Genomic DNA, 24,572 nt, shown 5'->3' with positions numbered 1-24,572 from the left:
ATATACGAAATTTTCGTATTATGAGTAACCTTTTTTATAATGCACTACGGGTTCTTTTATTATAAAATTAATGCGCTTTTTTATCACCAAGTGCTGTGATCACGATGGTTTTGAGGATAATAACAATATCCATACTAAAACTCCAATTTCTTACATAAAAAGTATCTGCAAGAATTCTTTTTTTCATTTCAATATTCATATCGCCCTCATCGCCTCTTAGTCCATTAACCTGTGCAAGCCCTGTGATACCCGGTTTTACTGTGCTTCTTAAACTGTATCGGCTAATTTTTGGTTTGTAGTAATCATCTACCAAAAGCATATGTGGCCTAGGCCCAACCACAGACATATCGCCGAGGAAAACATTAATAAACTGCGGCATCTCATCCAGGCTGGTTTTGCGAAGGAACCGGCCCACTTTGGTAATGCGGCTGTCGTTTTTAGAAGTGGTTTTATTGGTAGATTCTTCGTTAGTTTTCATTGTACGAAACTTGATACAGTCAAAAATTTCATCGTGGAAACCATATCTTTTTTGGTAAAAAAAAACATTGCCTTTTGGATCATCCATCTTTATAAATAAAGCAATGATTGGAAATAGCCAGGAGCAGATACCAATTAATATAATACTTGAAAATACGATATCAAAAAGCCTCTTGATGGTGTAATTAGTATAAAAATCAAGTGGATTCTTAGCTTGCGAAAGAATAGGCACAGTTTCTACATAGTTAAACTCATACTCAGAAAAAGTATTCTTAATAATATCCGGAACCAGAGAAATTTTGATTTTATTCTGTTCAGCATTCCGGAACAGTTCATTTTCGAACTTTTTTTCTAAAGCAATTTCAGAAGGTAAAAAAACAGTGTGGATGCCATTACGTTTCCAAAAAGTGGTTAATTCTTCAAAATTATAATGAACTCGGCTATAGTCAAAAACTTTATAGCCATAGTCTTTTCTTTGGCTAATAATATCCCTCAAAACATTGGTGGAAGGGCTCTCTCCAATGAACATAATGTTCCGGTGATTGATCCCAACAGAGCGCAGATACTTTAGCAAGAAAAATATTAATGACTTTATGGGCAGAATAACCACTAAAATTGCCAGAGCCAGATAAAACCGCTCGGTCTTCAAAAAATTATTGTTACTCACTTTCCCTAATAAGATAACACCAAGCAAAAAGAAAAATACATGAATAAGAATCCGCTCAAGGTATATGGTGTAAGTGACATGTCTTGGGACATAATATAGTCTGGTTCTGCCACTTAACAGGATCCAAAAAAAGCATAACAATAAAATTGATAACACATTCTGCTCCAACGATTCAGAATCATATTTTACTTCGAAATTTCTCCAATAGCACAATATAAACACAGATGATACCAGAATCATGTCCAGTAAAATCACAAATGCCTTAAAGTATCTAGAATATCGAAGTCGTTGCATCAGAAATCAAATTTAAGGGATATTAAGATACTTATGCGTTTGGATAGAAGACCTCCATCTTGGGTGTTCCAGGATAAAATCCGTTATTTTTGGATACATCGCATCGCGTCTGCTCCATTCGCTCTGAAGGTAAAGTTCGCAAGCTTCTGATACTTTTGCGGCTTGTTCCTGAGCAAATTTAAAATCATTATTGTTAAAGATAATCACCTTCAGCTCACTGGCCTTTTGATAAATATCATCCAAAGGAAGACCTGTTTTTTTTGGGGAAAGGGTAATCCAGTCCAAGTGTCCACTCATGGGATAAGCACCAGACGTTTCGATATGGATGGTGCAGCCTAATTCCTTTAATTTGGAAGTCAGGATTTCCAAGTTCCACATGAGCGGTTCCCCTCCGGTCAGAACGATCGTTTTGCAATATTTTGCAGCCGTTTCTGCAATTTCTACAGCATTCATCAGCGGATGCAGCTTGGGATCCCAACTTTCCTTTACATCACACCAGTGGCAGCCAACATCGCAGCCACCCAAACGGATAAAATAAGCCGCTTTCCCGGCGTGGAATCCCTCGCCCTGAATGGTGTAAAAATGCTCCATCACCGGGAGCATTTTTCCTTCTTTTAATAATTGATTTTCTTGTTCTTTAGTCATTATTCTGTCCTAAATTCCGCTTCAAAAGGAGAAGGGTTTTTAGTAAATTTAATTTGTGATTTAGTCGTTATAGACAGACGTTTTGTAAGCAATAATGGTATTTTTCATCAGCATAGCGCGGGTCATTGGGCCTACGCCTCCCGGCACAGGCGTTATCCAGCTTGCCTTCTCGGCACAGCTGTCAAAATCGACATCCCCTGCCAAATGATAACCTTTCTCAGAATTATCATCTACCCTTGTGATGCCAACATCTACAATCACAGCACCGTCTTTTATCATTTCGGCTTTCAGGAAGTGTGGGTCGCCAAGGGCTGTTATCACAATGTCTGCCTGTTTTGTATATTCTTCTATATGCTCTGTGTAAGAGTGCGTTAGCGTTACGGTAGAATTCCCCGGGAAATCTTTTCTTCCCATCAGGATGCTCATTGGTTTCCCAACAATACGGCTTCTGCCGATGATAACGCAGTTTTTTCCTTTGGTCTCAATATTATAACGCTCCAGCAAAGTTAAAATCCCGAAAGGCGTTGCCGGTAAAAAAGTGTCCATTTCCAGGGCCATTTTCCCAAAATTTTCCGGGTGGAAACCGTCTACATCTTTTCTTGGGTCAATTGCCATAATAATTTTTTCCTGGTCAATCTGTTTTGGCAAAGGCAGTTGTACGATGAATCCGTCCACATCTTTGGATTTGTTGAGCTCATCAATCTTTTCCAACAATTCCGCTTCCGAAACCGTGCTTGGAAATTTGATTAATGATGAGCTGAAACCCACTTCTTCACAATCCTTCACTTTGCTGTTTACATAAGCCTTGCTGGCGCCATTGTTTCCAACGAGAATCGCTACCAGATGTGGAGCGCGCCTTTTGTTGGACTGGATTTTCTGAACTTCATCTTTAATTTCAGCCTTTACTTCTTTTGAGACCTTCAGTCCGTCTAAGATTTGTGCCATTTTTCTTTCTTTTTACTTTTTAGATTTATTATTAAGGATACTTTTCAGGGTTTTGATTGGTATTGAAAACGGAAAGTATATAGATTGTTTTTATTTCCTCATCGACTTCATATAAAACAATGAATGGAAATTTTTTCAATGTCAAAAAACGAACATCTCCATATTTCCTTTGAAAAAATGGATTGATTGAGATTTTTAATAATGCCTCATCCAATCTTTTATTAAAGCTTTTTAAAACTCTTACTGAAATGTTTGCGTAATAATCTGTAGCATTCTCGATATCTAATTCTGCCGAAAGCAAAAATTTCATATCATAATCCATACTTTGCTCGGATTTTTCTTAAAGATTCTCCTGCATCAACGGCTTTACTTTTATCTTCTTTCAATCGCTCATCAATCACTCTTTTCATCTCATCCGTCAATTCAAAATCATCCTCTTCGTTCTTTTCAAAACGGATTTTCATCTTTTTGAGGAAGGTTTCTACAAATGTTTGCTCTTCTTTATCTTTCAGTTGGATGGTAATCTGTGTCATCGCATTTAAGTTTTAATCAAAATTAATGAAAAAATCCTATCTGTTTGATTTATAATAATTAATAAGGCCATTGGTAGAACTGTCGTGGGTCTCCACCTTACCTTCGGATTCCAATTCCGGAAGTATGGCGCCGGCCAAAACTTTTCCTAATTCTACACCAAACTGGTCAAAACTGAAAATATTCCAGATCACGCCTTGCACAAATATTTTATGCTCATAAAGCGCAATTAGTTGCCCTAATGAAAACGGTGTCAGTTCTTTAAATAGAAGTGAATTGGTTGGCGTATCTCCGGCGAAAATTTTATAACTGATAAGTTTTTCAATTTCTTCTTCGGATTTGCCTGTGGACATCAGCTCTGCAAACACTTCTTCTTTTGTTTTTCCGAAGGCCAATGCTTCGGTCTGCGCAAAAAAGTTCGCCAATAACTTATCTTGATGGTCAGAAACTGCATTGTTGGATTTGGCATAGGCAATAAAATCTGCCGGTATCAATTCCGTGCCTTGGTGGATCAATTGATAAAATGCGTGCTGCCCGTTGGTGCCAGGTTCTCCCCAGATTATCGGTCCTGTTTCGTATTCTACAAATTCACCATTCCTGTCCACAGATTTCCCGTTACTTTCCATATCGCCCTGTTGCAAGTAAGCCGCAAAACGATCCAAATACTGAGAGTATGGTAAGATAGCATAAGTTCCTGCCGCATAAAAATTGCGGTACCAGATTCCCAATAACGCCATCAAAACTGGAACATTTTCCTTAAAATCCTTGGTTTGGAAATGGACATCTGTATCATAAGCACCTTTTAATAATTGTTCAAAATTCTCATAGCCAACAGCCAAGACAATGCTTAATCCAATGGCACTCCACAGCGAGTAACGGCCACCAACCCAATCCCAGAATTCGAAAATGTTTTCTTCTGCAATCCCAAAAGCTTTAACGGCTTCTATATTGGTCGACAAAGCCACAAAGTGTTTCGCAACATCTTCATTGTTAGCACCAGATTTCAAAAACCAGTCTTTTGCCGAATTGGCATTGGTCATCGTTTCCTGAGTGGTAAAAGTCTTGGAAGCTACGATGAACAAAGTGGTTTCAGGATCCAGATTTTTGACGACTTCTGCGATATGATTGCCATCCACATTAGAGACAAAATGCACATTAAGCCTTGTTTTGAAATGCTTGAGGGCAGAGCAGACCATCACCGGTCCAAGATCAGATCCCCCAATTCCTATATTGACAACATCGGTAATTTCTTTCCCTGTAAAACCTTTGTGCGAACCGGAAATAACAGACTCCGAAAATGCTTTCATATGATCCATCACTTTCTTGATCCCGGGTTTGATGTTTTCGCCATCTACAAAAATTTCTTTATCAGAAAAATCCCTCAAAGCGGTATGTAAAACAGCCCTTCCTTCGGTTTCGTTGATTTTATCACCGGAAAACATTTTTCCAATGGCTTCCTTCAGCTGCGTTTCCTCTGCCAGATTTAGCAGTAATTCCATGGTTTTGGCATCCACAAGATTCTTCGAATAATCAAAAAGATAAGAATCATTCTGGATAGAAAACTCCTGAAAACGATTGGGATTGTACTGGAACAAAGTCCTCAATTCGAAATTATTATTGGCAAAATGTTGGTCAAGGGCCTTCCAGGATGCAGTTTGTATAGGATTTATTTTTGGTAACATTCGTTAGGTTTTAATGAAATTAATCTTACAGAAAGAATCTATAAGACCAGCAAATTTAAGAAAAATCAACGATTTGATTTCAATTAGTTTTTGGGATACAAACGTTCTTTTAATGTTACTAGATGTTTTTTTTGAGTTTAAAACCCTAACTTTACGATCAAAATTGAGATTATGGATGATTTCCTAGCGGCCCGGTCTCAGATGGCAATGTCTTTGGGCTTCCACATTATATTTTCCTGTGTTGGGATGGTGATGCCTTTTCTGATGGCTTTTTCCCATTACAAGTACCTAACAACTAGAGACGAAGTTTACAAAGGCGTTACAAAAGCCTGGAGCAAGGGTGTGGCAATTCTTTTTGCAACTGGAGCCGTTTCCGGGACAATGCTTTCCTTTGAACTGGGCCTACTTTGGCCAAAATTTATGGAACACGCCGGACCAATTTTCGGAATGCCGTTTTCATTGGAGGGAACCGCATTTTTTATAGAAGCTATTGCGATTGGCTTTTTCCTCTATGGATGGGAAAGGTTTAACAAATGGTTCCATTGGTTTTGTGGTGTTGTAGTGGGTGTCAGCGGATTAGCTTCGGGGATTCTTGTGGTAGCAGCCAATGCGTGGATGAACAGCCCGGCAGGTTTTGATTACATCAATGGAAAATACGTCAACATAGATCCTATAAAAGCAATGTTCAACGAAGCTTGGTTTCCGCAATCATTTCATATGACGGTGGCCGCATTTGCAGCAACGGGTTTTGCGGTAGCAGGCGTTCATGCCTTTATGATCATGAAGAAAAAGAATGTCAGTTTCCATACAAAAGCTTTCAGGATTTCTGCTGGCTTTGCTGTTATAGGGGCTTTGCTAGCTCCCATAAGCGGCGATGTGGCGGCAAAATCCGTAGCCGAAAGGCAGCCCATAAAACTGGCCGCTATGGAAGCACATTTTGAAACGGAGAAAGAAGCAAGTTTTGTGATTGGTGGTGTTCCTGACGAGCAGAATGAGCAAATAAAATATGCGATAAAAGTCCCGAAAGTTCTCAGTTTTCTGGCTTTTGGTGATTTTGATGCGGAGGTAAAAGGACTTAAGGATTTTCCTAAGGATCATTGGCCTCCGGTAGCGGTTGTCCATTATGCTTTTCAGATCATGATTTTCTTTGGCGTTGTGATGATGATTATTGGGATCCTTTTCTTAATAGCCAATTTTTGGAAAAAAGAATGGCTTGGTAAACACTGGTTTCTCAAGATGTTTGTGATTGCTATTCCATTCGGGTATATTGCCCTGGAGGCTGGCTGGACAGTGACCGAAGTTGGCCGGCAACCGTGGATTATTTACGGGATTATGAAAACGGTGGATGCGGTAACGCCAATGCCTGGGATCCAATATTCGTTTTACTTTTTCACATTGGTATTCATTTCATTATCATTAATTATCATATTCTTATTGCTGCGCCAAATCAAAATGGTTCCGAAATTATATGATCCTACCGATCCCAATTTTAATCCTAAAAACAAGAAATTATGATTTACGTTGTTATTGCATTTCTTTGGGTCTCCATCTGCCTTTATGTCATAATGGGTGGTGCAGATTTTGGTGTTGGGATTGTAGAACTGTTTTCCAGAAAGTCTTACCGGAGCAAAACCGAGAAAATTATGTCGAAATCTATTGCTCCAATTTGGGAAGCTAACCATATGTGGCTGATTATTGCTGTGGTGATTCTTTTTGTAGGTTTCCCCACCATCTATACTACCGTTTCCACTTATCTTCATATTCCGCTGGTCCTAATGCTGATTGGGATTATTGCTAGAGGAACCGCATTTACATTCCGCAATTATGACGCTGTAGATGACAGTTGGCAAAAAATCTACGCCAGGATTTTTTACTATTCCAGCCTGTTTACACCGTTTTTCTTGGGGATTTTGGCCGCAGCCACCATTTCGCGAGCCATTGATACAGAAGCCAAGGATTTCCTGAGTCTGTATATTTTCAGTTGGTTTAATCTTTTTGGAGTTTGCGTGGGGCTTTTTACAGTTGCCTTGTGCGCATATCTGGCCTCTTTGTTTTCTCTTTACGAAGCGCGCATGAGCGATGCTTTACCCATTATGATCCGCAAAGCAAGGCAAACTGCAGTTTATGTAGTACTTACCGGAATTTTGGTTTTTCTGAGTGCTTATTATTCCAGTATTCCCTTAATGCATTGGGTTTTTTCCAAAGCGTTAGGAATCATTGTAATTACAGTGGCAACCATCAGTCTTTTGTTTACAAACGAAGCAATCAAGAAGAAAAATTTCCTTTTGGTTCGTTTTTTAGGAGGTTTCCAGGTGGTGATGATTTTGGTGGCTGCTACTTATCAGCACAATCCAGATATTATATTGTTTGCAGATGGATCATCCCTCTCTCTCTTTGACGAGAGTGCAGCACCAAAAGCTATTGCGTCTTTAGCTTGGGCATTGTTGTTGGGAAGCATTTTTATTTTACCGTTTCTTTTTTATCTGCTGTTTTCCTTTGGAGATCAGAGTAAAAAAACGTCAAATCAAAATCTATAAGCCTGTTTTCTCCTATTGGTGTTCTCTTGGTCTTATTTTTGATACTGAGTTTTTCATACGAATAAAATAAACTTATCTTTTATGAAAAAACTATTATTAACAATCGGGCTTTTTGCCGGCGTTTTGTCTTATGCACAGGCATGGACAGGTAAAGGTGACCAAAAACTTCAGGTAGGTCTTAATGCTTGGGGAAATGGTACGGGAATTACAGGAACCTATGATTATGGTTTATCAAAAATTGTATCACTAGGTGGTGGTGCCAATATTTATTTCAGCGGTTACAAAGACGATAATAAGGATAATAATTTTTTCATCTTTGGTCGTGTGAATTTCCACTTGCAAGATCCTTTGAATTTACCTAGCCAATGGGATATTTATCCAGGTGTGGATCTAGGTGTATTGGGTAGAGATTTTGGTCTTGGCGTTCACTTAGGTGTAAGATACTTCTTCAACGATAATATCGGTGCTTATATCGAGGCTGGGAACAACGGTAGTATCGGGGTTTCTTTCAACTTCTAGTTTCTGCACCATATCACAACATACAAAAGCATCCCTAATTTTCAGGGATGCTTTTTTTTTCTTGCTTTTGATATGATATCAATTCTGTCATAAAGGAGTTATTTAAATTAGATTTCAACTGCATTACTGTAGTGCGCAAGCTTTACTTTTTCCTCGGCTTCCAATTCTTTCAACTTTTTCATCAAGTCTGCGTCTTTTTCATCAAACATTTGCATCATCTGCCCCATTGGATTATTACGATATTGATAACGTTTTTTTTCAAAAACTTCTTTACTTATTTTCTTTGCCTCTCCCATTTGAGCTTCAAGATAGTTCAGTTTATTGATGTCAATGTTTTGGTTAATTTTTTTGTTTCCATCCAATATCCAACTATAGTTTTGTCCATCATCTTCAATTTTGACAATCAATCCTGGCAAGCCAGAAAACTTATACGGTCCATCCTGAATCGGAATTTCTGATGTAAACCAAGCGGTCCATTTTCTGCCTCCAAATTCTGTGGTCGCTCTTTGGGATTGATAAATTCCTATTTTTTCTTTCTCGGGAGTAATGTTCCACTTTAGAGCAGGTTTCTCCTCATAGAAATAATATTCTGACTGACCGATATAATCCTTGTATTGAAGTGTTCCATTTTTCAACTTACTGATTCTGTAACTCAAAACTGGTGGTTTCCTTGTCATCAGCGTTTCGTCAACATTTGCTCCAAATTCTCGTGCTTTCGTAATTGCGGCTGTCAAAGTAGAATCATAATCCAATTGTTTGTAAGGCATAAAAAGCGATTCATCTTTCCCAACGTCCAGAAGCATAATTTCTTTTTCGGTTTTTGCCGAGTCTTTAGTAGGTTTATAGGTTAATTCATAATAGAATCTGTGAACTTGGGAATTGGCTAATGTCAATATGAATACCAGGTTAAAAGCAATTAGTTTTTTCATTCCTTCAATTTCAGGTTTTTATTCTGTGGCGGAAGCGGAACATATCCGTCATCATTTTTTACTTTTGGAAACTCGTGGTTCGCCCATTTGGTTTTGGCCTCTTCGATGGTTTTTGTTTCTGATGAAACAAAATTCCAGTAGATGTGCCTTGGCTCCGGAAAAGCTTCTCCGCCGAAGATATAAACGGTGGAATTTGGCTTGAGTGTAAAATGACACAACTTGGTGTCTTTTGCAATCAGGATATGTTTGGGATTGTAAAGGTTGCCTTTACTTTCGATGTTGCCTTCTAGAATATAAAGCGACGATTCTCCGAAAAGATAATCTCCCAAAATGATTTCTTTATCTTCTTGCAGTATATTCTTAACCTCGAGAAAGTACAATGGCGAATAGACCGGCACCGGCGATTTTCGGCCAAGGATTTCGCCTGCAATCAATTTATAATCGATACCATTATCTTTCCAGCTTGGGATATCTTCTTTATTAATATGGAAAAATTCAGGTTCCATATCTTCCAATTCCTTGGGCAGAGCGACCCAAATCTGCAACCCATGAAGGCTTTTATCTGTGGTTCTAAGGTATTCCGGCGTTCTCTCTGAGTGTGCTACGCCTTTACCAGCAGTCATCCAGTTCACGGCACCTTCTTGGATTTCGATCTCGTTTCCTAGAGAATCTCGGTGCATAATGCTTCCTTCGAACAGGAAAGTGAGTGTGGACAGGCCAATGTGGGGATGAGGTGGCACATCCAGGTTTTCAAAATCTCTAAGCGCGGCAGGTCCCATGTGGTCTATGAATACAAACGGCCCCACACTTCTCTTCTGCGAGAACGGTAATAGCCTACCAACTAGAAAGTTTCCAATATCGGCAGCGCGCTCTTCTATAATCATCTGAATATTTGACATAATCCCAATTATTTTGACATAAAAATAATGAATAATAAGTTAACGACAAGCCTTAATAAGTGGACTTGTATTGTGGGAGTAACAATTAATAAGATTAATGTTGTTCTACCGCCCCAACTGCAGCCCGACCTGAACGGAGCTCTTTTTGCGAGGAGGCAAGACGACCAAAAAAGCGGGAGTGGAGGGCGGAAATAGCTGCCCAAATCATTGCGCTTTATGAAGGGACTAATGACTTTTTGACAAAGATTCTGCAATGGTATAGTTTCTGAGTAAATGACTACCTTTGCATACCTTTAATATTAACATTAATCAATGACACTTACACAATTATTTCAATTTATATTAAGTATCTCTATACTTGTAACTTTACACGAGATTGGCCACTTTTTACCGGCCAGATGGTTCAAGACCAAAGTAGACAAATTCTTTCTGTTTTTCGATCCTTATTTTTCCATTTTCTCTATGAAGAAAATCAATGGGAAATGGCAATACAAATTCTTTTCGCCCAACCAGCCTACCGAAGAAGAGGTTGTGGTAGATGGTAAAAAAGTAAGCCAACCGATTGATATTAGCCAGCTGCCAGACAACGACTGGAGGAAACATGACGGCGTGAAGTACGGTATTGGCTGGTTGCCATTTGGTGGTTATGTGAAAATTGCCGGAATGGTAGACGAAAGTATGGATACCGAGCAGCTTAAAAAACCGGCTCAACCATGGGAGTTCCGAGCAAAACCGGCTTGGCAGAGACTGATTATAATGATGGGCGGCGTAACGGTTAATTTCTTTTTGGCGTGGCTGATCTACTCAAGTTTGTCTTATTTTAAAGGGGAAACGTTTCATGATAATTCAAAATTCCAAGATGGTATTTCGGTTTCCGATGCGGGTCAAAAAATGGGATTGAAAACCGGAGATAAAATTTTGAAAATTGATGGCAAACCAGCGGAAAGAATGGAAACATCTACCGTTAATATGCTATTTGCGGATAATGTAACGGTTCTAAGAGATGGTAAAGAAGTAACGTTCCCCGTGAATGAAGACGGTGTGGCAGAAGTTTTACATGCCAATCAGGCCAAATTATATTTCATGAACCGCTTTCCAACAGTCGTAGATAGTTTGTTAGCTAACCAACCTGCGATAAAAGCAGGATTGAAGAAAGGTGATGAAATAGTGGGCGTAAATGGTAAAACAACACCTTATTTCGACCAAGTGAGTGATATTTTGAAGCAGAATAAAGGCAAATCGGTAGAGTTGTCTATCATTAGAAATCAGCAACCACAGACGGTTTCTGTACAAGTTAATGATGAAGGAAAGTTAGGGTTTGCTTTTGATAGTAAGATTGCTCAAAAATACCTTGACAATAGCCAGACTACAAAAAATTACAGCTTTTTGGAAGCTATTCCCAGAGGTTTTACGAGAACCATTGATGTCTTGACGATGCAGATTAAGCAGTTCAAGATTATTTTTAACAACAAAACCAAGGGTTATAAAAAAGTGGGTGGCCCTATCGCTATTATCAAACAAATGCCGGAAACCATCAACTGGGAGTTTTTCTGGGGTTTTACCGCGATGTTTTCTGTTTGGTTGGCTTTCCTTAACCTGATCCCAATCCCAGGATTGGACGGTGGTCATGTTCTGTTTACCCTATGGGAAATTGTTACTGGCAAGCCGGTTCCGCAAAAAGTTTTGGAAAATGCACAGATGATAGGCGTTATTTTTCTTTTAGGCCTTATGGTGTTAATATTTGGAAATGACATCGTTAAGTGGATTACCGGAAAATTCTAAAGAAAAAATTGAAAAAACTTCCTGAAAAAGTTTTGGAAGAATAAAAAAAGTTTCTATATTTGCACACGCTTAAAGCAAAAAGAAACATTCCTCCTTAGCTCAGTTGGTTAGAGCATCTGACTGTTAATCAGAGGGTCGCTGGTTCGAGCCCAGCAGGAGGAGCAAACCATCACAGAAATGTGGTGGTTTTTTTGTTGTAGGGTTTTGGGAATGTTTAAGGACAAGACTGAATTGTCAACATAATATGTATTTATGATTTCCAGGCTTAATTTTCGGTTCTTATTTAAATTGATGACTAAGTTTTTTAAATTGTGGGAAAAACAAATACATCAAGATCACATACATGACATTTATCCAAAATTCCCATATTAATTAGAGTTGCCGTATATTCGCAAAATCGAACAAGTGTTTGATTTTCGATTGGAATCATTCATAATATCTTTTAAAAATTATTTATAGTTATTCCAAATAATCCCATCTTTGTAAATGATCTGATCTTATCAGTAAGTTTTTAAAGTTTGAAATAAATTACGATCCAAATGAACATTGAGCAAATATATACCGGATGCCTAGCCCAAGGTGCTTACTACATCGTTTCAGAAAACGAAGCGGCTATAATTGATCCTCTGAGAGAAATTAAACCTTATCTTGATAGGCTGGAAAAAGATCACGTAAAGCTCAAATATATTTTTGAAACCCATTTTCATGCAGATTTTGTTTCGGGACACCTGGATCTTTCTGCTAAGACAGGTGCTCCAATCGTTTATGGGCCTACCGCTCAGCCGGACTTTAAGGCTGTTATAGCAGAAGACGGGCAGGTTTTTGTGATAGGGAAAATAAAAATCAAAGTTCTTCACACGCCAGGCCATACGCTGGAAAGTTCTACGTTTCTTCTAATTGACGAGGATGGCAGAGAGAAGGCTATATTTTCTGGTGATACCTTGTTTTTGGGAGATGTAGGCCGACCGGATTTGGCACAAAAAGCAGGAGAAATTGGTGAGAAAGATCTTGCGGGAATGCTTTATGACAGTTTAATGAATAAGATTATGCCTTTGGATGATTCGGTGATTGTTTATCCGGCACATGGCGCTGGATCTGCTTGTGGAAAGAATATGCAAAAGGAAACGGTAGATACACTAGGCAATCAGAAAAAGACTAATTATGCGCTTAATCAGCCGGATAAAGCATCTTTTATTAAAGAAGTTTTAGACGGATTGACGGCTCCTCCAAAATATTTTGGGATGAATGTTGCCATGAACAAATTTGGTTACGAAAGTTTTGACCAGGTTCTCAAAAAGGGAAAGCAACCATTGTCTATAGATGATTTTGAAACCGTTGCAGAAGAAACTGGCGCGTTAATTTTAGATACTAGATCAGCTGCCGATTTTCACAAAGGTTTTGTTCCTAATTCTATAAACATTGGTATAAAAGGCGATTTTGCCCCTTGGGTAGGTGCCATGATTGTGGATGTAAAACATCCTATTTTGTTAATTACCGAAAATGGAATGGAGGAAGAGGCTATTACAAGACTCAGCCGTGTGGGTTTTGACAATGTTGTCGGTTATCTCGACGGAGGTTATGATGCTTGGAGAAATTCTGGGAAGGAGAGTGATGCCATACAACGGATCTCTGCGGATGAATTTGCTAAACAATATAATCATCAGGCAAAAGTGATCGATGTTAGAAAAGAGTCAGAATACGAATCGGAGCACATCAACGATGCCTATAGCAAACCGTTGTCTTATATCAATGATTGGGCAAAAACGTTGGATCATGCAGAGCACTTCTATATTCATTGCGCGGGTGGTTACCGAAGCATGATTGCGGCAAGCATTTTGCAGTCCAGAGGTTACAGGAATTTTACGGAAATTGATGGTGGTTTCAATGCTATCAAAAAGACCGAAATAGTACCGCTCAGCAATTTTGTTTGCCAAAGTAAAACTCTTTAGAATTTGTAAAGGCTTCGAGAACCTCGTTCTGACAGTGGCTTAATTATCAGTATTATAAATGTCATTCTGAGATTTTTCGGAGAGTTTATTTTCTAAACTTAATATTTAATTTCCATTATCATGTCACAGAAATTTCAGGAATTGATACAGTCCGAACGTCCGGTTTTAATCGATTTTTTCGCCACTTGGTGCCAGCCTTGTAAAGTGCAGTCTTCCGTTCTCACAAGTGTGAAAGAACAGGTGGGCGATAAAGCTAGAATTGTTAAAATCGACATCGATCAGTTTCCATCCATTGCTAATGAATATAGCGTGAGAGGCGTTCCTACGCTAGCAATTTTTAAGAATGGCCAGATGCTGTGGAAGGAAAGCGGCGTGCATGATGTTAACTCGCTGGTTGGGCTTCTTAATCAGTATTCCAATTAATCAATTATTTCAGTTCAAAATCATCATGCTCTTTCAAAAAAGGAAATTTTGTGCGAAATTCCTTTAATTCATCAAGATTCCATTCTGTGATGATGATGTAGTTTTGTCTTTTAGATAATTCTCGCCCGTCGGGGAAATAGACCTGTGAACTTTCTTCATAATCAAGATTATAGCCATCAGTTCCAATTCTGTTAAGACCAAAAAGGAAAGCTTGGTTCTCAATCGAACGTGCTTTTAAAAGAGTTTTCCAGGCATCAACCCTAGATTTTGGCCAGTTGGCAACATACAGCACGGCGTCATAATCATCCTGATTTCTAGAAAAAACCGGGAAACGCAAGTCAAAACAAACCTGAAGCAGAATCCGGAAACCCTTATAGTCAACAATTTTTCTTTCGGTTCCGGCATTGTAAATCTTATCTTCTCCAGAGTAGGAGAATAGATGCTTTTTGTCGTAATATTCAAAACTTCCGTCTGGCAAAACAAAGTAAAAACGGTTATAGAATTTCCCATTATCTTCTACGGACGCGCTTCCTGCAACTGCTGAGTTTTTATGATTTGCAAAGGATTTCATCCATGTGAGAGATTCCTGCTTTCTGTCTGCCACTTCGGCTGCTTCCATGCAAAAGCCTGTTGAGAACATTTCGGGCAAGAGAAAAAGGTCTGCTTCTGTGGAGGCAAATTCGGATTCAATAATTTTGAAATTGTCTGTCTTATTTTTCCAAACAATATCCAGATTTAAACCGGCAATTTTAAGTGTTGACATTCTCAAAAAAAGTTTAATGCAATTTATCACTTTAAAATTCGTTTTCATTACAAGTTCTTAATAAAAATCATGTTCAATAATTCTTTTAAAGTTAAAGTGTGCTAAAAAAAAGTTAAAAAAAAGAGTTATAACAATCTGAAAATGATTTATATATACTTTTGCCTGACTAAAATAAAAACTTAATATTATTAATTAATGAAGAAATTCCCATTATTGTTAGGCTTGGTTTATTTGGTTACAACATCTTTTTATCTTGCAAAAATTGAATTCAAGAACGAAGAGAAAAAGACGGTTGCCAAAGAAGTTAAACTAAGTCCCAAAAAGAATTTCTCATCAATGAGCTCTGCAGAACAATTGTACAATGAGATTCAGTTTACGGATGAAAAATTGAATTTTGAAGTCTTCGAAAAAGCGTTTCTAGGATTCCAAAATTTAAAAAAATCTGGTAAATTGGATGCTTCGGCACATTTGCTGTCTGTTTGCGATTTCAGTTTGTCTTCTTGCAAAAAGAGGCTTTGGGTGTTTGACCTTGATGAGAAAAAAGTATTGTTTAATTCGCTTGTAGCCCATGGTAAAGGGACTGGCGATGAGTATGCAACCAGTTTTTCCAATACAGAGGATTCTCACCAGTCAAGCCTTGGCTTTTACATTACGGAGCAGACCTATAATGGTGATAATGGCTATTCCCTCAGATTATTTGGTATGGATAAAGGTTATAATGATGCTGCATTGGAACGGTGTATTGTGATGCATGGTGCCAATTATGTGAGCGAAGATTTTATCAAATCTGAAAAAAGATTGGGCAGAAGCTGGGGTTGCCCTGCGGTTCCGCGAGAACTGGCAAAGCCTATTATTGATAAAATAAAAGACCGCACATGTCTGTTTATCTATTATCCGGATCAGAACTATATGGCCAGCTCAGAATGGCTGAAAAACGCAGAGGTTAAAGACCAAATCCTGAATAATGCCGCAGCCAAAATGGCCACCAACTAAGCTTAATTATAAAAACCCATTCAAATCATGAATGGGTTTTTATTTTTGTCAATCTTAAGGATTTTTGACCAAAAGTCTGAAGCCTTCTCCGTGAACATTGATGATTTCTAAACCATCGTCGTCTTTCAAAAGTTTTCTCAATTTGGCGATATAAACGTCCATACTTCTCGCCGTGAAATAATTTTCTTTTTTCCAGATTTTTCTAAGTGCCAGATCTCTCGGCATAAAGTCGTTTCTGTGCAAGCATAGCAATTTAAGAAGTTCGTTTTCTTTTGGTGAAAGTTTGTATTCGTTCTCGCCAACTCTTAGCTGTCTCAGCATAGAATCAAAGAAAATATTGCTGATTTTGAACTGCTCCTGATCTTCGTTTTCCAAAACGGCACTTCTCTGTAAAATAGCTTTAATTTTATATAAAAGAAGTTCGGTATCAAATGGTTTTGTAATGTAATCGTCTGCGCCAATCTGATAACCTTTCAGGATGTCTTCGCGCATGTTTCTCGCAGTCAGGAAGATGATTGGCGTATTTTTATCGATTTTTTTTACGTCCTCTGCTAGAGAAAAACCGTCTTTTTTCGGCATCATCACATCAAAAATGCAGATGTCAAATTCTTTTTCTGTAAACTCCTTCAGTCCCATTTCTCCGTCGGTAGCCAATGTCACCTCGAAGTTATTAATGGTTAGGTAATCTTTGAGAACGGCTCCAAAACTTTGGTCGTCTTCTACTAATAATATTCTGTTGCTCATAGCTTTATAATTGATGGTTGATATTTATAATTGATTAATTGTTGTATACTTATTTACTTTAATTTTTTGTTTACGGCAAGGGATTAATTAGTTAATTGATTATCATTCGTCAGCGATGGTTTTTATTACACCATGGGGAGTTTGATGGTAAACGTGCTGCCCTTTCCTTTGTGCGAATCTACATGAATCTGGCCTTTATGAATTTCCACTATTTTCTTAACATAAGACAATCCTAGCCCTTGCCCTTTTACATTGTGGATGTTTCCTGTTTCCTCGCGGAAGAATTTTTCAAATATTTTATTTTTATTCACCGCATCCATTCCCATGCCTTTATCAGATATTTCGATGACATACCAATTGCCTTCATTCCTAGTTGTCAATTTGATTTCGGGTGTTTCGGGTGAATATTTATTGGCATTGTCCAAAAGGTTGATTAATGCATTGGAAATATGAAACTCATCAATCCTGAAGTTGTATTTGGTAGCGTCAAACTGCGTGGTCAAACTGCCTTTGCGTTCGTCCACAATCAGTCGGAAGGATTCAGCAATTTTTTTAATAAGTTCCCGTACATTGGTTTCTTTCAGGTATAGAGGCATTTCGTTCCGTTCCAGTTTAGACATATTAAGGACCGTCTCTACTTGTTTTTTCATTCTCAGGTTTTCCTGCTTTATCAAACCCGAATAATACTTCACCTTGTCGGGATCTGTAGCAATTTTATCGTTGGCTAAAGAATCCGTTGCTACGGAAATGGTTGCCAGTGGTGTCTTGAATTCATGCGACATATTATTGATAAAGTCGGTCTTAATCTCTGCAATTTTTTTCTGACGCATCATATAGTTAATTGAAATAATATAGATGCCCAATATAGTAAGCAACGATATAAAAGTGCCCAGAAGCATAGGCAAATTATGCTTGACAAGGGAATAATCTTTCCTTGGGAAAACCAGAGCTAATGTGTAAAGCGTAGCATCTTTACTATCTGTAAAAATAGGATAGGTGTAATTAGTCTTATCCTTTTGATCCAGATAGATATTGTTAGCAATCGGTGTAAGCTTGTTGTGTTTATCTATAATACCAAAACCAAATTTTGTATCAATACCTTTTAATTTAAGTTCTTTGGTAATTACAGAGTCCAGCATTTTGTTGTTCGTTCTTTTGTTAATGGGCAAATTGGACGCATTAAGACGAACAAAAGCCTTCATCTGGTAACTGTTGTTATCCAAATCTTTGCTGAGAACTGTCGTTAAAGGTTCTGGCGTTGCTCTTTTGACATTCAATTGGCCTTCGTCTTTGTAAAGTGTGGTTACGTTGAGCGAATCGCCTTTTGATGAAATGGGTAGACTCTGTTTTTCAACAATACTTGTCTGAAACAGGATGTTGGACTTTTTACCAGACTCCGTATTTTGTTGTATGTAAGTCTTATTGGGCTGTTTGCTGTTTGCTGCAATCTCTTTACCCAAATTTTTATAATTCTCATTCCAGAATTTGTTAGCTTCCAGCGTATTGATTTTTTCGGTAGAGGTTTCCAAAGCGGTATAAACTTTATTAGAAAAATCCTGTTGCAATGCGCTGTATAATTCCTTTATCCAGTATAACTGAAGTGAGACGAAAACTACCAGAGAGATCGTCATAAAAATTGAGATAATAGGAATGAATTTATTATTCATTTTAAATTTTAGTTTTGAAAAGTTAAAATTACTCTTTTTAAGAATATAACAATAAAAATAACCCTTTGTAATTATTAAATATTTCTTAAAACAAACTTTTTTAACATTTTATTGTGAATATCAAAAATGTTGCCATAGGAATATTTGGTGTGATTTTTATTATTAATTTTATAATGCACTTGATTAAAATTATCTTCAGTTCAGACTCTTTATAATTTTGGGACAAACTCAATCAGATGCAGTTAATCTAGCTCATTGTAATTGGAAGGATGTTTTTTTGAAAAAATAGGTCATTAATCACAAATCTATAGGAACTATATAAAATTGAATGGTATGAATTCAGAAATTACATTTAACAAGGATTCAGAAAACGGAATTTTTGTTATGAAAGTTTATAAAGCCGATGTCTCAACACTTTGGGATTATTTTACAAAATCCGAGCTATTAGACCAATGGTGGGCACCGAAACCATGGCAGTGCGAAACCGATAAAATGGATTTTCGGGAAAACGGAACCTGGCTGTATGCGATGAAAGGACCAACTGGGGAAAAACATTTTGGTGTTGTAGGTTATGGCGAAATAACGCCTCACCGCAGCATTGCATCTACCGATGCTTTTGCAGATGACAAAGGTATGGTCCGCACAGATCTACCACAAACATCCTGGCTGATTGGGTTTACCGGAATTGATGAAGGCACCAAAATGACCTTTAACCTCAGTTTTAATTCTGCCGAAGAGATGAAGCGGATTATCGAAATGGGTTTTGAAGAAGGTTTCAAAATGGGACTTAACCAGCTTGAAGATCTCGTACAAGAGAAATAACTAATTAAGGTTAATTTCCTCATCTTCAAAATATTGGATGATTGCTTTTTTCATTAGAAGCGACTGCTCGTTGGGTTTTAGTTCGGGCAAATCTTCCAGTTTTTCAAACTCCGGCCAGCCTTCGTTATAATGGCTGAATTTATAATAACCAAAAGGCTCTAGCAGTCGGCAAACCGCGATATGAATGAGGTTAACTTTGTCATCCTTAGTAAATTTTTGCTGACCACTTCCTAATTCTTGAATGCCAATTAAAAACAAAATCGTTTCGATGGGCGGATTCTTCTCCGTTTGGAAGTTGTCCTCAAAAAAGAGTTCTATTTTTTTCCAGATTTCTGCTTCGCTCATAGTTTTAGATAGTAATTGATAGATGATGAATGATAAGAAAGTTCTACTTTCTCATTATCCATTCATCAAGCAATCATTTAATTTCATTATTTTTTTACTCGTTTTGTTCTTTGCCAGATTATCCATCCGTTTCCCTCAGATTTATTGTTAATCTCCTATGATTGACTATCTATTTTCAAAAGAAAAGCATACTCCAAAGCGATTTCTTTCAGGCTTTCAAATCTTCCGCTTGCACCTCCGTGACCAGAACTCATATCCGTTTTGAAAATCAGGATGTTGTTGTCCGTTTTCAAATCTCTCAGTTTTGCAGTCCATTTTGCTGGCTCCCAATATTGTACCTGAGAATCATGGAACCCTGTCGTAATCAATGTATTTGGATAATCTTTAGCTTCGATATTATCATAAGGCGAATAGGATTTCATATACTCATAATATGCCTTATCATTAGGGTTTCCCCATTCGTCATATTCCCCGGTTGTCAAAGGAATGGTCTCATCCAGCATTGTAGTAACCACATCTACAAAAGGAACCTGTGCCACAATACCGTGGAAGAGTTCGGGATTATAATTCATCACCGCGCCCATCAACAAACCTCCTGCACTGCCGCCCATGGCGTATAGGTGTTTTGGGGATGTGTAATTGATTGAAATCAAATGTTTTGCTGCATCTATAAAATCAAAAAATGTATTCTTTTTTTGCAACATTTTTCCATCTTCATACCATTCTCTGCCAAGATATTCTCCACCACGGATGTGGGCAATGGCATAGATAAAACCTCTGTCTAAAAGAGATAACCTTACGCTTGAAAAACTCGCATCCACGGTGTGACCATAACTTCCGTAACCGTAAAGTAAAAGGGGGGTGTCTGCGGATTTTTTGGTGTCTTTATGATAAACCAAAGAAATAGCCACGTGTTGTCCGTCTCTTGCAGTGGCCCAGATTCTTTCGGAGGTATAATTTTCGGGGAAAAAGTGTCCACCCAAGACTTCCTGTTGTTTGAGAAGTGTTGTGGTTTTTTCCTTCATATTATACTCATATGTAGAAGATGGTTTGGTTAAAGAGGTGTATCCAAATCGCAAGATACTGGTGTCAAACTCCATATTAATACCAATATATGCTGTGTAAGTCGGGTCGGAGAATGGAAGGTAATAAGAGATATTGTTCTGATTATCAATGATATTAATTTGTAAAAGACCTTTTTCGCGCTCTTCGGTTACAAAATGATTTTTGAAGATTTCAAAACCCTCCAGCAATACATTTTCCCTGTGTGGGATAAAATCCACCCAGTTTTCCAAAGAAGGATTTTGGACTTTGGTTTTCACAATTTTGAAATTGGTGGCGCCGTCAGCATTGGTAATGATGTACAAATCCTCCCCGTAATGTTCTACAGAATATTCCAAGTCTTCAGTTCTTGGCTGCACAATTGTCCACTCGGCAAAAACATCATTGGAAGGGATAAACCGCATTTCGTCTTCGTTTGTAGATGATGTAGCAATGAAAATGTATTCTAATGATTTGGTTTTGAATAAACTAACATCAAATGTTTCATCTTCTTCGTGAAAGATCAAAACATCATCTTTGGGGTCGGTTCCCAGTTGGTGCCTGTAAATCTGGAACGCCCGCAAACTTTCATCTTTTCTAATATAGAAAACGTGTTGGTTGTCATTGGCCCAAACGGCTTTCCCTGTCGTATTCTCTATAAAATCTGGATAGATCTCCCCAGTTTTGATATTCTTAAAATAGATATTGTAAATCCTTCTGCCCACATTGTCTGTAGAATAGGCGAGAAGGTCATTCTTCACGCTTACAGAGATGCTGCCGGTGTCAAAAAAAGATTCGCCCTCTGCCAGTTGGTTCACATCCAACAGCATCTCTTCCTCACTTTCCAAAGATTGAAATTTCCTTGAAAATATGGGATATTCTTTCCCCGATTCGTAGCGAACGATGTACCAATATCCATTAAAGAAATACGGCAAAGATTCATCATCTTTTTTATAACGAGCCTTCATTTCTTCGTAAAGTTCATTTTGAAGATCTTCGGTATCCTTCATTACAAAATCGGCGTAGGCGTTTTCTTCTTCCAGATATTGAACGACCTCGGGTTTGTCCCGCTCGTTCATCCAGAAATAAGGATCGATTCTTTTGTCGCCGTGATTATCAAGGATCTTTTCTATTTTTTTTGCTTGTGGAGCATTCATTATTTCAATCAAAATATTATTCTGAAGTTATTTCAGATTAAACAAATGTAAACAAAAAACCATCTTCTGCAGGAGAAGACGGTTTAGGAGGATGTCAACAATTAATTACTTATTAACTGTTTTGATATATTTTTCTATAGCCATCGTCATAGATGGGTTTTCCTTTGTAGGTGCCATTACATTGACTTTTAATCCGGCTTCTTCTGCCGCGGCTTGTGTTGTGGTTCCAAAAACTGCAATTTTTGTATCACCTTGTTTAAAATCAGGGAAATTAACGCCCAAAGATTTGATGCCTGGGTGGCTAAAGAATACAAGCATATCGTACTCTTTGATATCAATATCGGTCAAATCACTAGAAACTGTTTTGTACATTATGGCTCTTGTCCAGTCTATGTTGGCTGCATCCAGAACTTTTGGGATCTCGGGACTTAAAATATCAGAAGATGGCAAAAGATATTTTTCGGTGGGATGTTTTTTAAACAATGGAGTCAAATCTGAAAAATGTTTCTCCCCAAAACTGATTTTCCTTTTCCTGTAAACAATATGTTTCTGCAGGTAGTTGGCGATAGCTTCGGACTGGCAAATGTACCTCATGGTATCTGGCACTGTGAAACGCATCTCTTCTGCAAGTCGGAAATAATGATCTATGGCATTTTTGCTGGTGAAAATGATACCTGTGAACTGTGATAGGTCTATTTTTTGAGTCCTTAAGTCTTTGGCATCTACGCCTTCTACCTGTATAAATGGCCGGAAATCAATTTTGATTTTCTCTTTTTTGGCCAATTCCAGATATGGAGAAGACTCATTAGGCGCGGGCTGTGAAACTAAAATAGATTTGATTTTCATCTTAAAATGAGACTATTACATTTAAAAAAACAGAAACTTCCAGAGTACTAAAACGGGTACTATTTGGAGCGTGCAAATATACAAAAATTTATAATACCATTTTTCCGGCAATACAGGCTGATTGTGAAACAGGTATATCAGATTTTTTAGGACAAATGATCCCAGAATAGTCAAAATAATGATATAGAAGTAACTCACAAGATCTATCGGGTAATAAAATAAAACAAAGCCTCCTACAAAAAATCCGATCGATTCTAAAAAATAATACTTACTAGAAACCAAAGTAAGACCTTTAAGGTTTTTGGCACTTCCTGTGCCAGCATAAAAGAGATAAGTCAAGATATTACGGATAAGGTCAAATATTAAAAGCGCAAGAAAGGTAAAACCAAATTTGTTGAGCTGTAAGTCTGCCACCTGTATGTCAGAAAATATCTTGGGAACAATAGGGACAAACTGTGAAAGCAACAAGGCAAGCACGATGTTTCTGACGATGGATATCAGTAACCAAGATGGCAAGAGATTGCTGGAGTCATCCACCTTCTGCGTAAGAAAATCCTTGATATTAGCGTCGCGCTGAAAAACAGACATCAGGATAATGTATGCAAAAATACTTCCCACGATACAGTATATCACCCAATCATTATGTTCAGCAATCCGAATCAACTTTTATATTTTTTGCAAAAATAAGAATAACACTTGTCTTTATAGTTAAATAATACGTTAAAATCTTTGGGTTAAAAATAGTTAATTTCCAAACACACAAAAAAAAATTAAAGGTTAAAAGATTATCTTTGCGAATTATTTGCCGAATGAAGAAACTTGTCATCATCCCAACGTATAACGAAAAAGAAAACATCGAGAGAATTATTTCGGCAGTTTTTGCTTTGCAGCAGGATTTTCATGTGTTGGTTGTGGACGATTCTTCTCCAGACGGAACCGCTGATATTGTGAAAAACCTCCGGGAAAGATATCCAGTTCAGCTTCATCTGACGGTAAGGAAGGTTAAAGATGGTCTCGGCAAAGCCTATATCCACGGTTTCCAGTGGGCGATTGCGAACGGATATGATTATATTTTTGAGATGGATGCGGATTTTTCCCACAATCCCAAAGATTTGATAAAATTATTTGAAGCCTGTAAAAATGCAGACATGTCTGTAGGATCCAGATACTCGCAGGGTGTAAATGTGGTTAACTGGCCTATGGGACGTGTTTTGTTATCTTACTTTGCGTCCAAATATGTGAGGTTTGTTTTAGGATTACCAATCCACGATACTACGGCAGGATTTGTATGTTTTAAAAAAGAAACGCTGGTTGCCATTGGCTTGGATAAAATTAAACTGAAAGGATACGGTTTCCAAGTGGAGATGAAATACCGTGCATTTTGTAAAAATCTAAAGATTGTAGAAGTGCCAATTATTTTTACCGACAGGACAGAAGGTGTAAGTAAAATGAATGGTGGGATTATTAAAGAAGCCGTTTTTGGTGTTTTAAATTTGAAATGGAAAAACCTGATTGGTCAACTTTAACATGAAGAATTTTATACTTTCATTAATCCTAATTCCTCTTGCTTTATCCTGTGGTAAAGCCATTGCAAAACCAGATCATCTGCTGGACAAAGATAAGATGGCCGCCATGATTGCTGATTTTGCAATTAACGAGCAGAGTTATACTATAGGAGCCAATATAAATGCAGAAAATGCCACACGGTTTATTCTCAAAAAATATAATGTAAAAGCAGAACTTTTTACAGAAAGTTATCAATATTATATGAGCAAGCCTGCCGTGATGCAGGATATTTTTAATGATGCAGAAGATATTATTAAATCAAAAGATCCGAAGGCAGAATCATATATTAATAAAAAACTGAAAGAGTCGGGTAATATACCACCTCAAGTAAGACAATAATAAAATAATA

26 protein-coding genes and 1 tRNA gene are annotated in these 24,572 nt (G+C 37.8%); 12 read left to right on the top strand and 15 right to left on the bottom strand.

Going from position 1 to position 24,572, the window contains the following annotated elements:
• Positions 1–67: 67 nt before the first annotated feature.
• The 6 genes from AC00Y6_RS03050 to pgi are packed head-to-tail and all read right to left on the bottom strand — an operon-like array spanning position 68 to position 5,241.
• Complete coding sequence (locus AC00Y6_RS03050; protein WP_474489143.1) at positions 68–1,438, bottom strand: exopolysaccharide biosynthesis polyprenyl glycosylphosphotransferase; 1,371 nt, start codon at positions 1,436–1,438, stop codon at positions 68–70.
• A 12-nt stretch (positions 1,439–1,450) separates the two neighbouring features.
• Positions 1,451–2,083 (bottom strand): 7-carboxy-7-deazaguanine synthase QueE, encoded by a 633-nt coding sequence (locus tag AC00Y6_RS03045; protein ID WP_474489142.1) that lies wholly within the window; start codon positions 2,081–2,083, stop codon positions 1,451–1,453.
• 60 nt (positions 2,084–2,143) lie between these two features.
• Complete coding sequence (locus AC00Y6_RS03040) at positions 2,144–3,028, bottom strand: bifunctional 5,10-methylenetetrahydrofolate dehydrogenase/5,10-methenyltetrahydrofolate cyclohydrolase (RefSeq protein WP_474489141.1); 885 nt, start codon at positions 3,026–3,028, stop codon at positions 2,144–2,146.
• A gap of 31 nt (positions 3,029–3,059) precedes the next feature.
• Positions 3,060–3,350 carry a type II toxin-antitoxin system RelE/ParE family toxin gene (locus AC00Y6_RS03035; RefSeq protein ID WP_474489140.1) on the bottom strand — a complete coding sequence of 97 codons (291 nt, stop codon included), beginning with the start codon at positions 3,348–3,350 and terminating at the stop codon, positions 3,060–3,062.
• The gene (locus AC00Y6_RS03030) at positions 3,340–3,561 is read right to left on the bottom strand and encodes a hypothetical protein (RefSeq protein WP_474489139.1); all 222 of its coding nucleotides are present in this window, start codon (positions 3,559–3,561) and stop codon (positions 3,340–3,342) included. The genes AC00Y6_RS03035 and AC00Y6_RS03030 overlap by 11 nt, the downstream gene beginning before the upstream one ends.
• A gap of 36 nt (positions 3,562–3,597) precedes the next feature.
• Positions 3,598–5,241, bottom strand: a complete 1,644-nt coding sequence (pgi, locus tag AC00Y6_RS03025) for a glucose-6-phosphate isomerase (RefSeq protein WP_474489138.1) — start codon at positions 5,239–5,241, stop codon at positions 3,598–3,600.
• A 171-nt stretch (positions 5,242–5,412) separates the two neighbouring features.
• Between pgi and AC00Y6_RS03020 the strand changes: the two genes are divergently transcribed.
• The 3 genes from AC00Y6_RS03020 to AC00Y6_RS03010 all read left to right on the top strand — a co-directional run bounded on the left by AC00Y6_RS03020 (position 5,413) and on the right by AC00Y6_RS03010 (position 8,297).
• Positions 5,413–6,756, top strand: a complete 1,344-nt coding sequence (locus AC00Y6_RS03020) for a cytochrome ubiquinol oxidase subunit I (protein ID WP_474489137.1) — start codon at positions 5,413–5,415, stop codon at positions 6,754–6,756.
• Entirely contained in the window at positions 6,753–7,778 is a 1,026-nt protein-coding gene (locus AC00Y6_RS03015; protein WP_474489136.1) for a cytochrome d ubiquinol oxidase subunit II, read from the top strand. Before AC00Y6_RS03020 ends, AC00Y6_RS03015 begins: the two co-directional genes overlap by 4 nt.
• Before the next feature lie 81 nt (positions 7,779–7,859).
• Positions 7,860–8,297 carry a DUF6646 family protein gene (locus AC00Y6_RS03010; RefSeq protein ID WP_474489135.1) on the top strand — a complete coding sequence of 146 codons (438 nt, stop codon included), beginning with the start codon at positions 7,860–7,862 and terminating at the stop codon, positions 8,295–8,297.
• Between the two features lie 107 nt (positions 8,298–8,404).
• Here the strand turns inward: AC00Y6_RS03010 and AC00Y6_RS03005 are convergent, their stop codons facing one another.
• Entirely contained in the window at positions 8,405–9,226 is an 822-nt protein-coding gene (locus tag AC00Y6_RS03005; RefSeq protein ID WP_474489134.1) for a GLPGLI family protein, read from the bottom strand.
• On the bottom strand, positions 9,223–10,125 hold the full coding sequence (locus AC00Y6_RS03000) for a pirin family protein (protein WP_474489133.1): 903 nt from the start codon (positions 10,123–10,125) through the stop codon (positions 9,223–9,225). Before AC00Y6_RS03000 ends, AC00Y6_RS03005 begins: the two co-directional genes overlap by 4 nt.
• A 27-nt stretch (positions 10,126–10,152) precedes the next feature.
• On the opposite strand from AC00Y6_RS03000, the gene AC00Y6_RS02995 reads away from it, so the two are divergent.
• From AC00Y6_RS02995 to AC00Y6_RS02975, 5 genes are all read left to right on the top strand, one after another.
• Positions 10,153–10,320: a hypothetical protein gene (locus tag AC00Y6_RS02995; protein WP_474489132.1), complete on the top strand. Its 168-nt coding sequence runs from the start codon at positions 10,153–10,155 to the stop codon at positions 10,318–10,320.
• Between the two features lie 117 nt (positions 10,321–10,437).
• Positions 10,438–11,907, top strand: a complete 1,470-nt coding sequence (gene rseP, locus AC00Y6_RS02990; protein ID WP_474489131.1) for an RIP metalloprotease RseP — start codon at positions 10,438–10,440, stop codon at positions 11,905–11,907.
• Between the two features lie 88 nt (positions 11,908–11,995).
• Positions 11,996–12,069, top strand: a tRNA-Asn gene (locus AC00Y6_RS02985).
• 377 nt (positions 12,070–12,446) lie between these two features.
• A complete protein-coding gene (locus tag AC00Y6_RS02980) occupies positions 12,447–13,856 on the top strand; it encodes an MBL fold metallo-hydrolase (protein WP_474489130.1) in 1,410 nt (469 codons plus the stop codon).
• A gap of 120 nt (positions 13,857–13,976) precedes the next feature.
• Entirely contained in the window at positions 13,977–14,279 is a 303-nt protein-coding gene (locus tag AC00Y6_RS02975; RefSeq protein WP_474489129.1) for a thioredoxin family protein, read from the top strand.
• A 4-nt stretch (positions 14,280–14,283) separates the two neighbouring features.
• Here the strand turns inward: AC00Y6_RS02975 and AC00Y6_RS02970 are convergent, their stop codons facing one another.
• Positions 14,284–15,042, bottom strand: coding sequence for an amidohydrolase (locus AC00Y6_RS02970; RefSeq protein WP_474489128.1), 759 nt, complete (start codon positions 15,040–15,042; stop codon positions 14,284–14,286).
• Between the two features lie 195 nt (positions 15,043–15,237).
• Between AC00Y6_RS02970 and AC00Y6_RS02965 the strand changes: the two genes are divergently transcribed.
• Entirely contained in the window at positions 15,238–16,035 is a 798-nt protein-coding gene (locus tag AC00Y6_RS02965; protein ID WP_474489127.1) for a murein L,D-transpeptidase catalytic domain family protein, read from the top strand.
• Positions 16,036–16,089: 54 nt separating this feature from the next.
• On the opposite strand, the gene AC00Y6_RS02960 is transcribed toward AC00Y6_RS02965, so the two are convergent.
• Together AC00Y6_RS02960 and AC00Y6_RS02955 are read right to left on the bottom strand one after the other, a co-directional pair.
• Positions 16,090–16,779: a response regulator transcription factor gene (locus tag AC00Y6_RS02960; RefSeq protein ID WP_474489126.1), complete on the bottom strand. Its 690-nt coding sequence runs from the start codon at positions 16,777–16,779 to the stop codon at positions 16,090–16,092.
• Between the two features lie 125 nt (positions 16,780–16,904).
• On the bottom strand, positions 16,905–18,446 hold the full coding sequence (locus AC00Y6_RS02955; RefSeq protein ID WP_474489125.1) for a sensor histidine kinase: 1,542 nt from the start codon (positions 18,444–18,446) through the stop codon (positions 16,905–16,907).
• A 333-nt stretch (positions 18,447–18,779) separates the two neighbouring features.
• On the opposite strand from AC00Y6_RS02955, the gene AC00Y6_RS02950 reads away from it, so the two are divergent.
• The gene (locus tag AC00Y6_RS02950; RefSeq protein WP_474489124.1) at positions 18,780–19,268 is read left to right on the top strand and encodes an SRPBCC family protein; all 489 of its coding nucleotides are present in this window, start codon (positions 18,780–18,782) and stop codon (positions 19,266–19,268) included.
• Here the strand turns inward: AC00Y6_RS02950 and AC00Y6_RS02945 are convergent, their stop codons facing one another.
• From AC00Y6_RS02945 to AC00Y6_RS02930, 4 genes are all read right to left on the bottom strand, one after another.
• Positions 19,269–19,613, bottom strand: a complete 345-nt coding sequence (locus tag AC00Y6_RS02945) for a hypothetical protein (RefSeq protein ID WP_474489123.1) — start codon at positions 19,611–19,613, stop codon at positions 19,269–19,271.
• A gap of 155 nt (positions 19,614–19,768) precedes the next feature.
• Complete coding sequence (locus AC00Y6_RS02940) at positions 19,769–21,811, bottom strand: S9 family peptidase (protein ID WP_474489122.1); 2,043 nt, start codon at positions 21,809–21,811, stop codon at positions 19,769–19,771.
• Positions 21,812–21,916: 105 nt separating this feature from the next.
• Positions 21,917–22,657 (bottom strand): uroporphyrinogen-III synthase, encoded by a 741-nt coding sequence (locus AC00Y6_RS02935; RefSeq protein ID WP_474489121.1) that lies wholly within the window; start codon positions 22,655–22,657, stop codon positions 21,917–21,919.
• Between the two features lie 21 nt (positions 22,658–22,678).
• Positions 22,679–23,290, bottom strand: a complete 612-nt coding sequence (locus tag AC00Y6_RS02930) for a DUF4271 domain-containing protein (RefSeq protein WP_474489120.1) — start codon at positions 23,288–23,290, stop codon at positions 22,679–22,681.
• A 176-nt stretch (positions 23,291–23,466) separates the two neighbouring features.
• On the opposite strand from AC00Y6_RS02930, the gene AC00Y6_RS02925 reads away from it, so the two are divergent.
• Both AC00Y6_RS02925 and AC00Y6_RS02920 read left to right on the top strand, forming a co-directional pair.
• Positions 23,467–24,183 carry a polyprenol monophosphomannose synthase gene (locus tag AC00Y6_RS02925; protein WP_474489119.1) on the top strand — a complete coding sequence of 239 codons (717 nt, stop codon included), beginning with the start codon at positions 23,467–23,469 and terminating at the stop codon, positions 24,181–24,183.
• 1 nt (position 24,184) lies between these two features.
• Positions 24,185–24,562 (top strand): DUF4296 domain-containing protein, encoded by a 378-nt coding sequence (locus tag AC00Y6_RS02920; protein WP_474489118.1) that lies wholly within the window; start codon positions 24,185–24,187, stop codon positions 24,560–24,562.
• Positions 24,563–24,572 lie beyond the last annotated feature (10 nt).

It is taken from the genome of Epilithonimonas sp. (assembly GCF_056329745.1).
The sequence above is the reverse complement of the archived record's forward strand: the minus strand, read 5'-3'. Positions and strand labels throughout refer to the sequence as shown.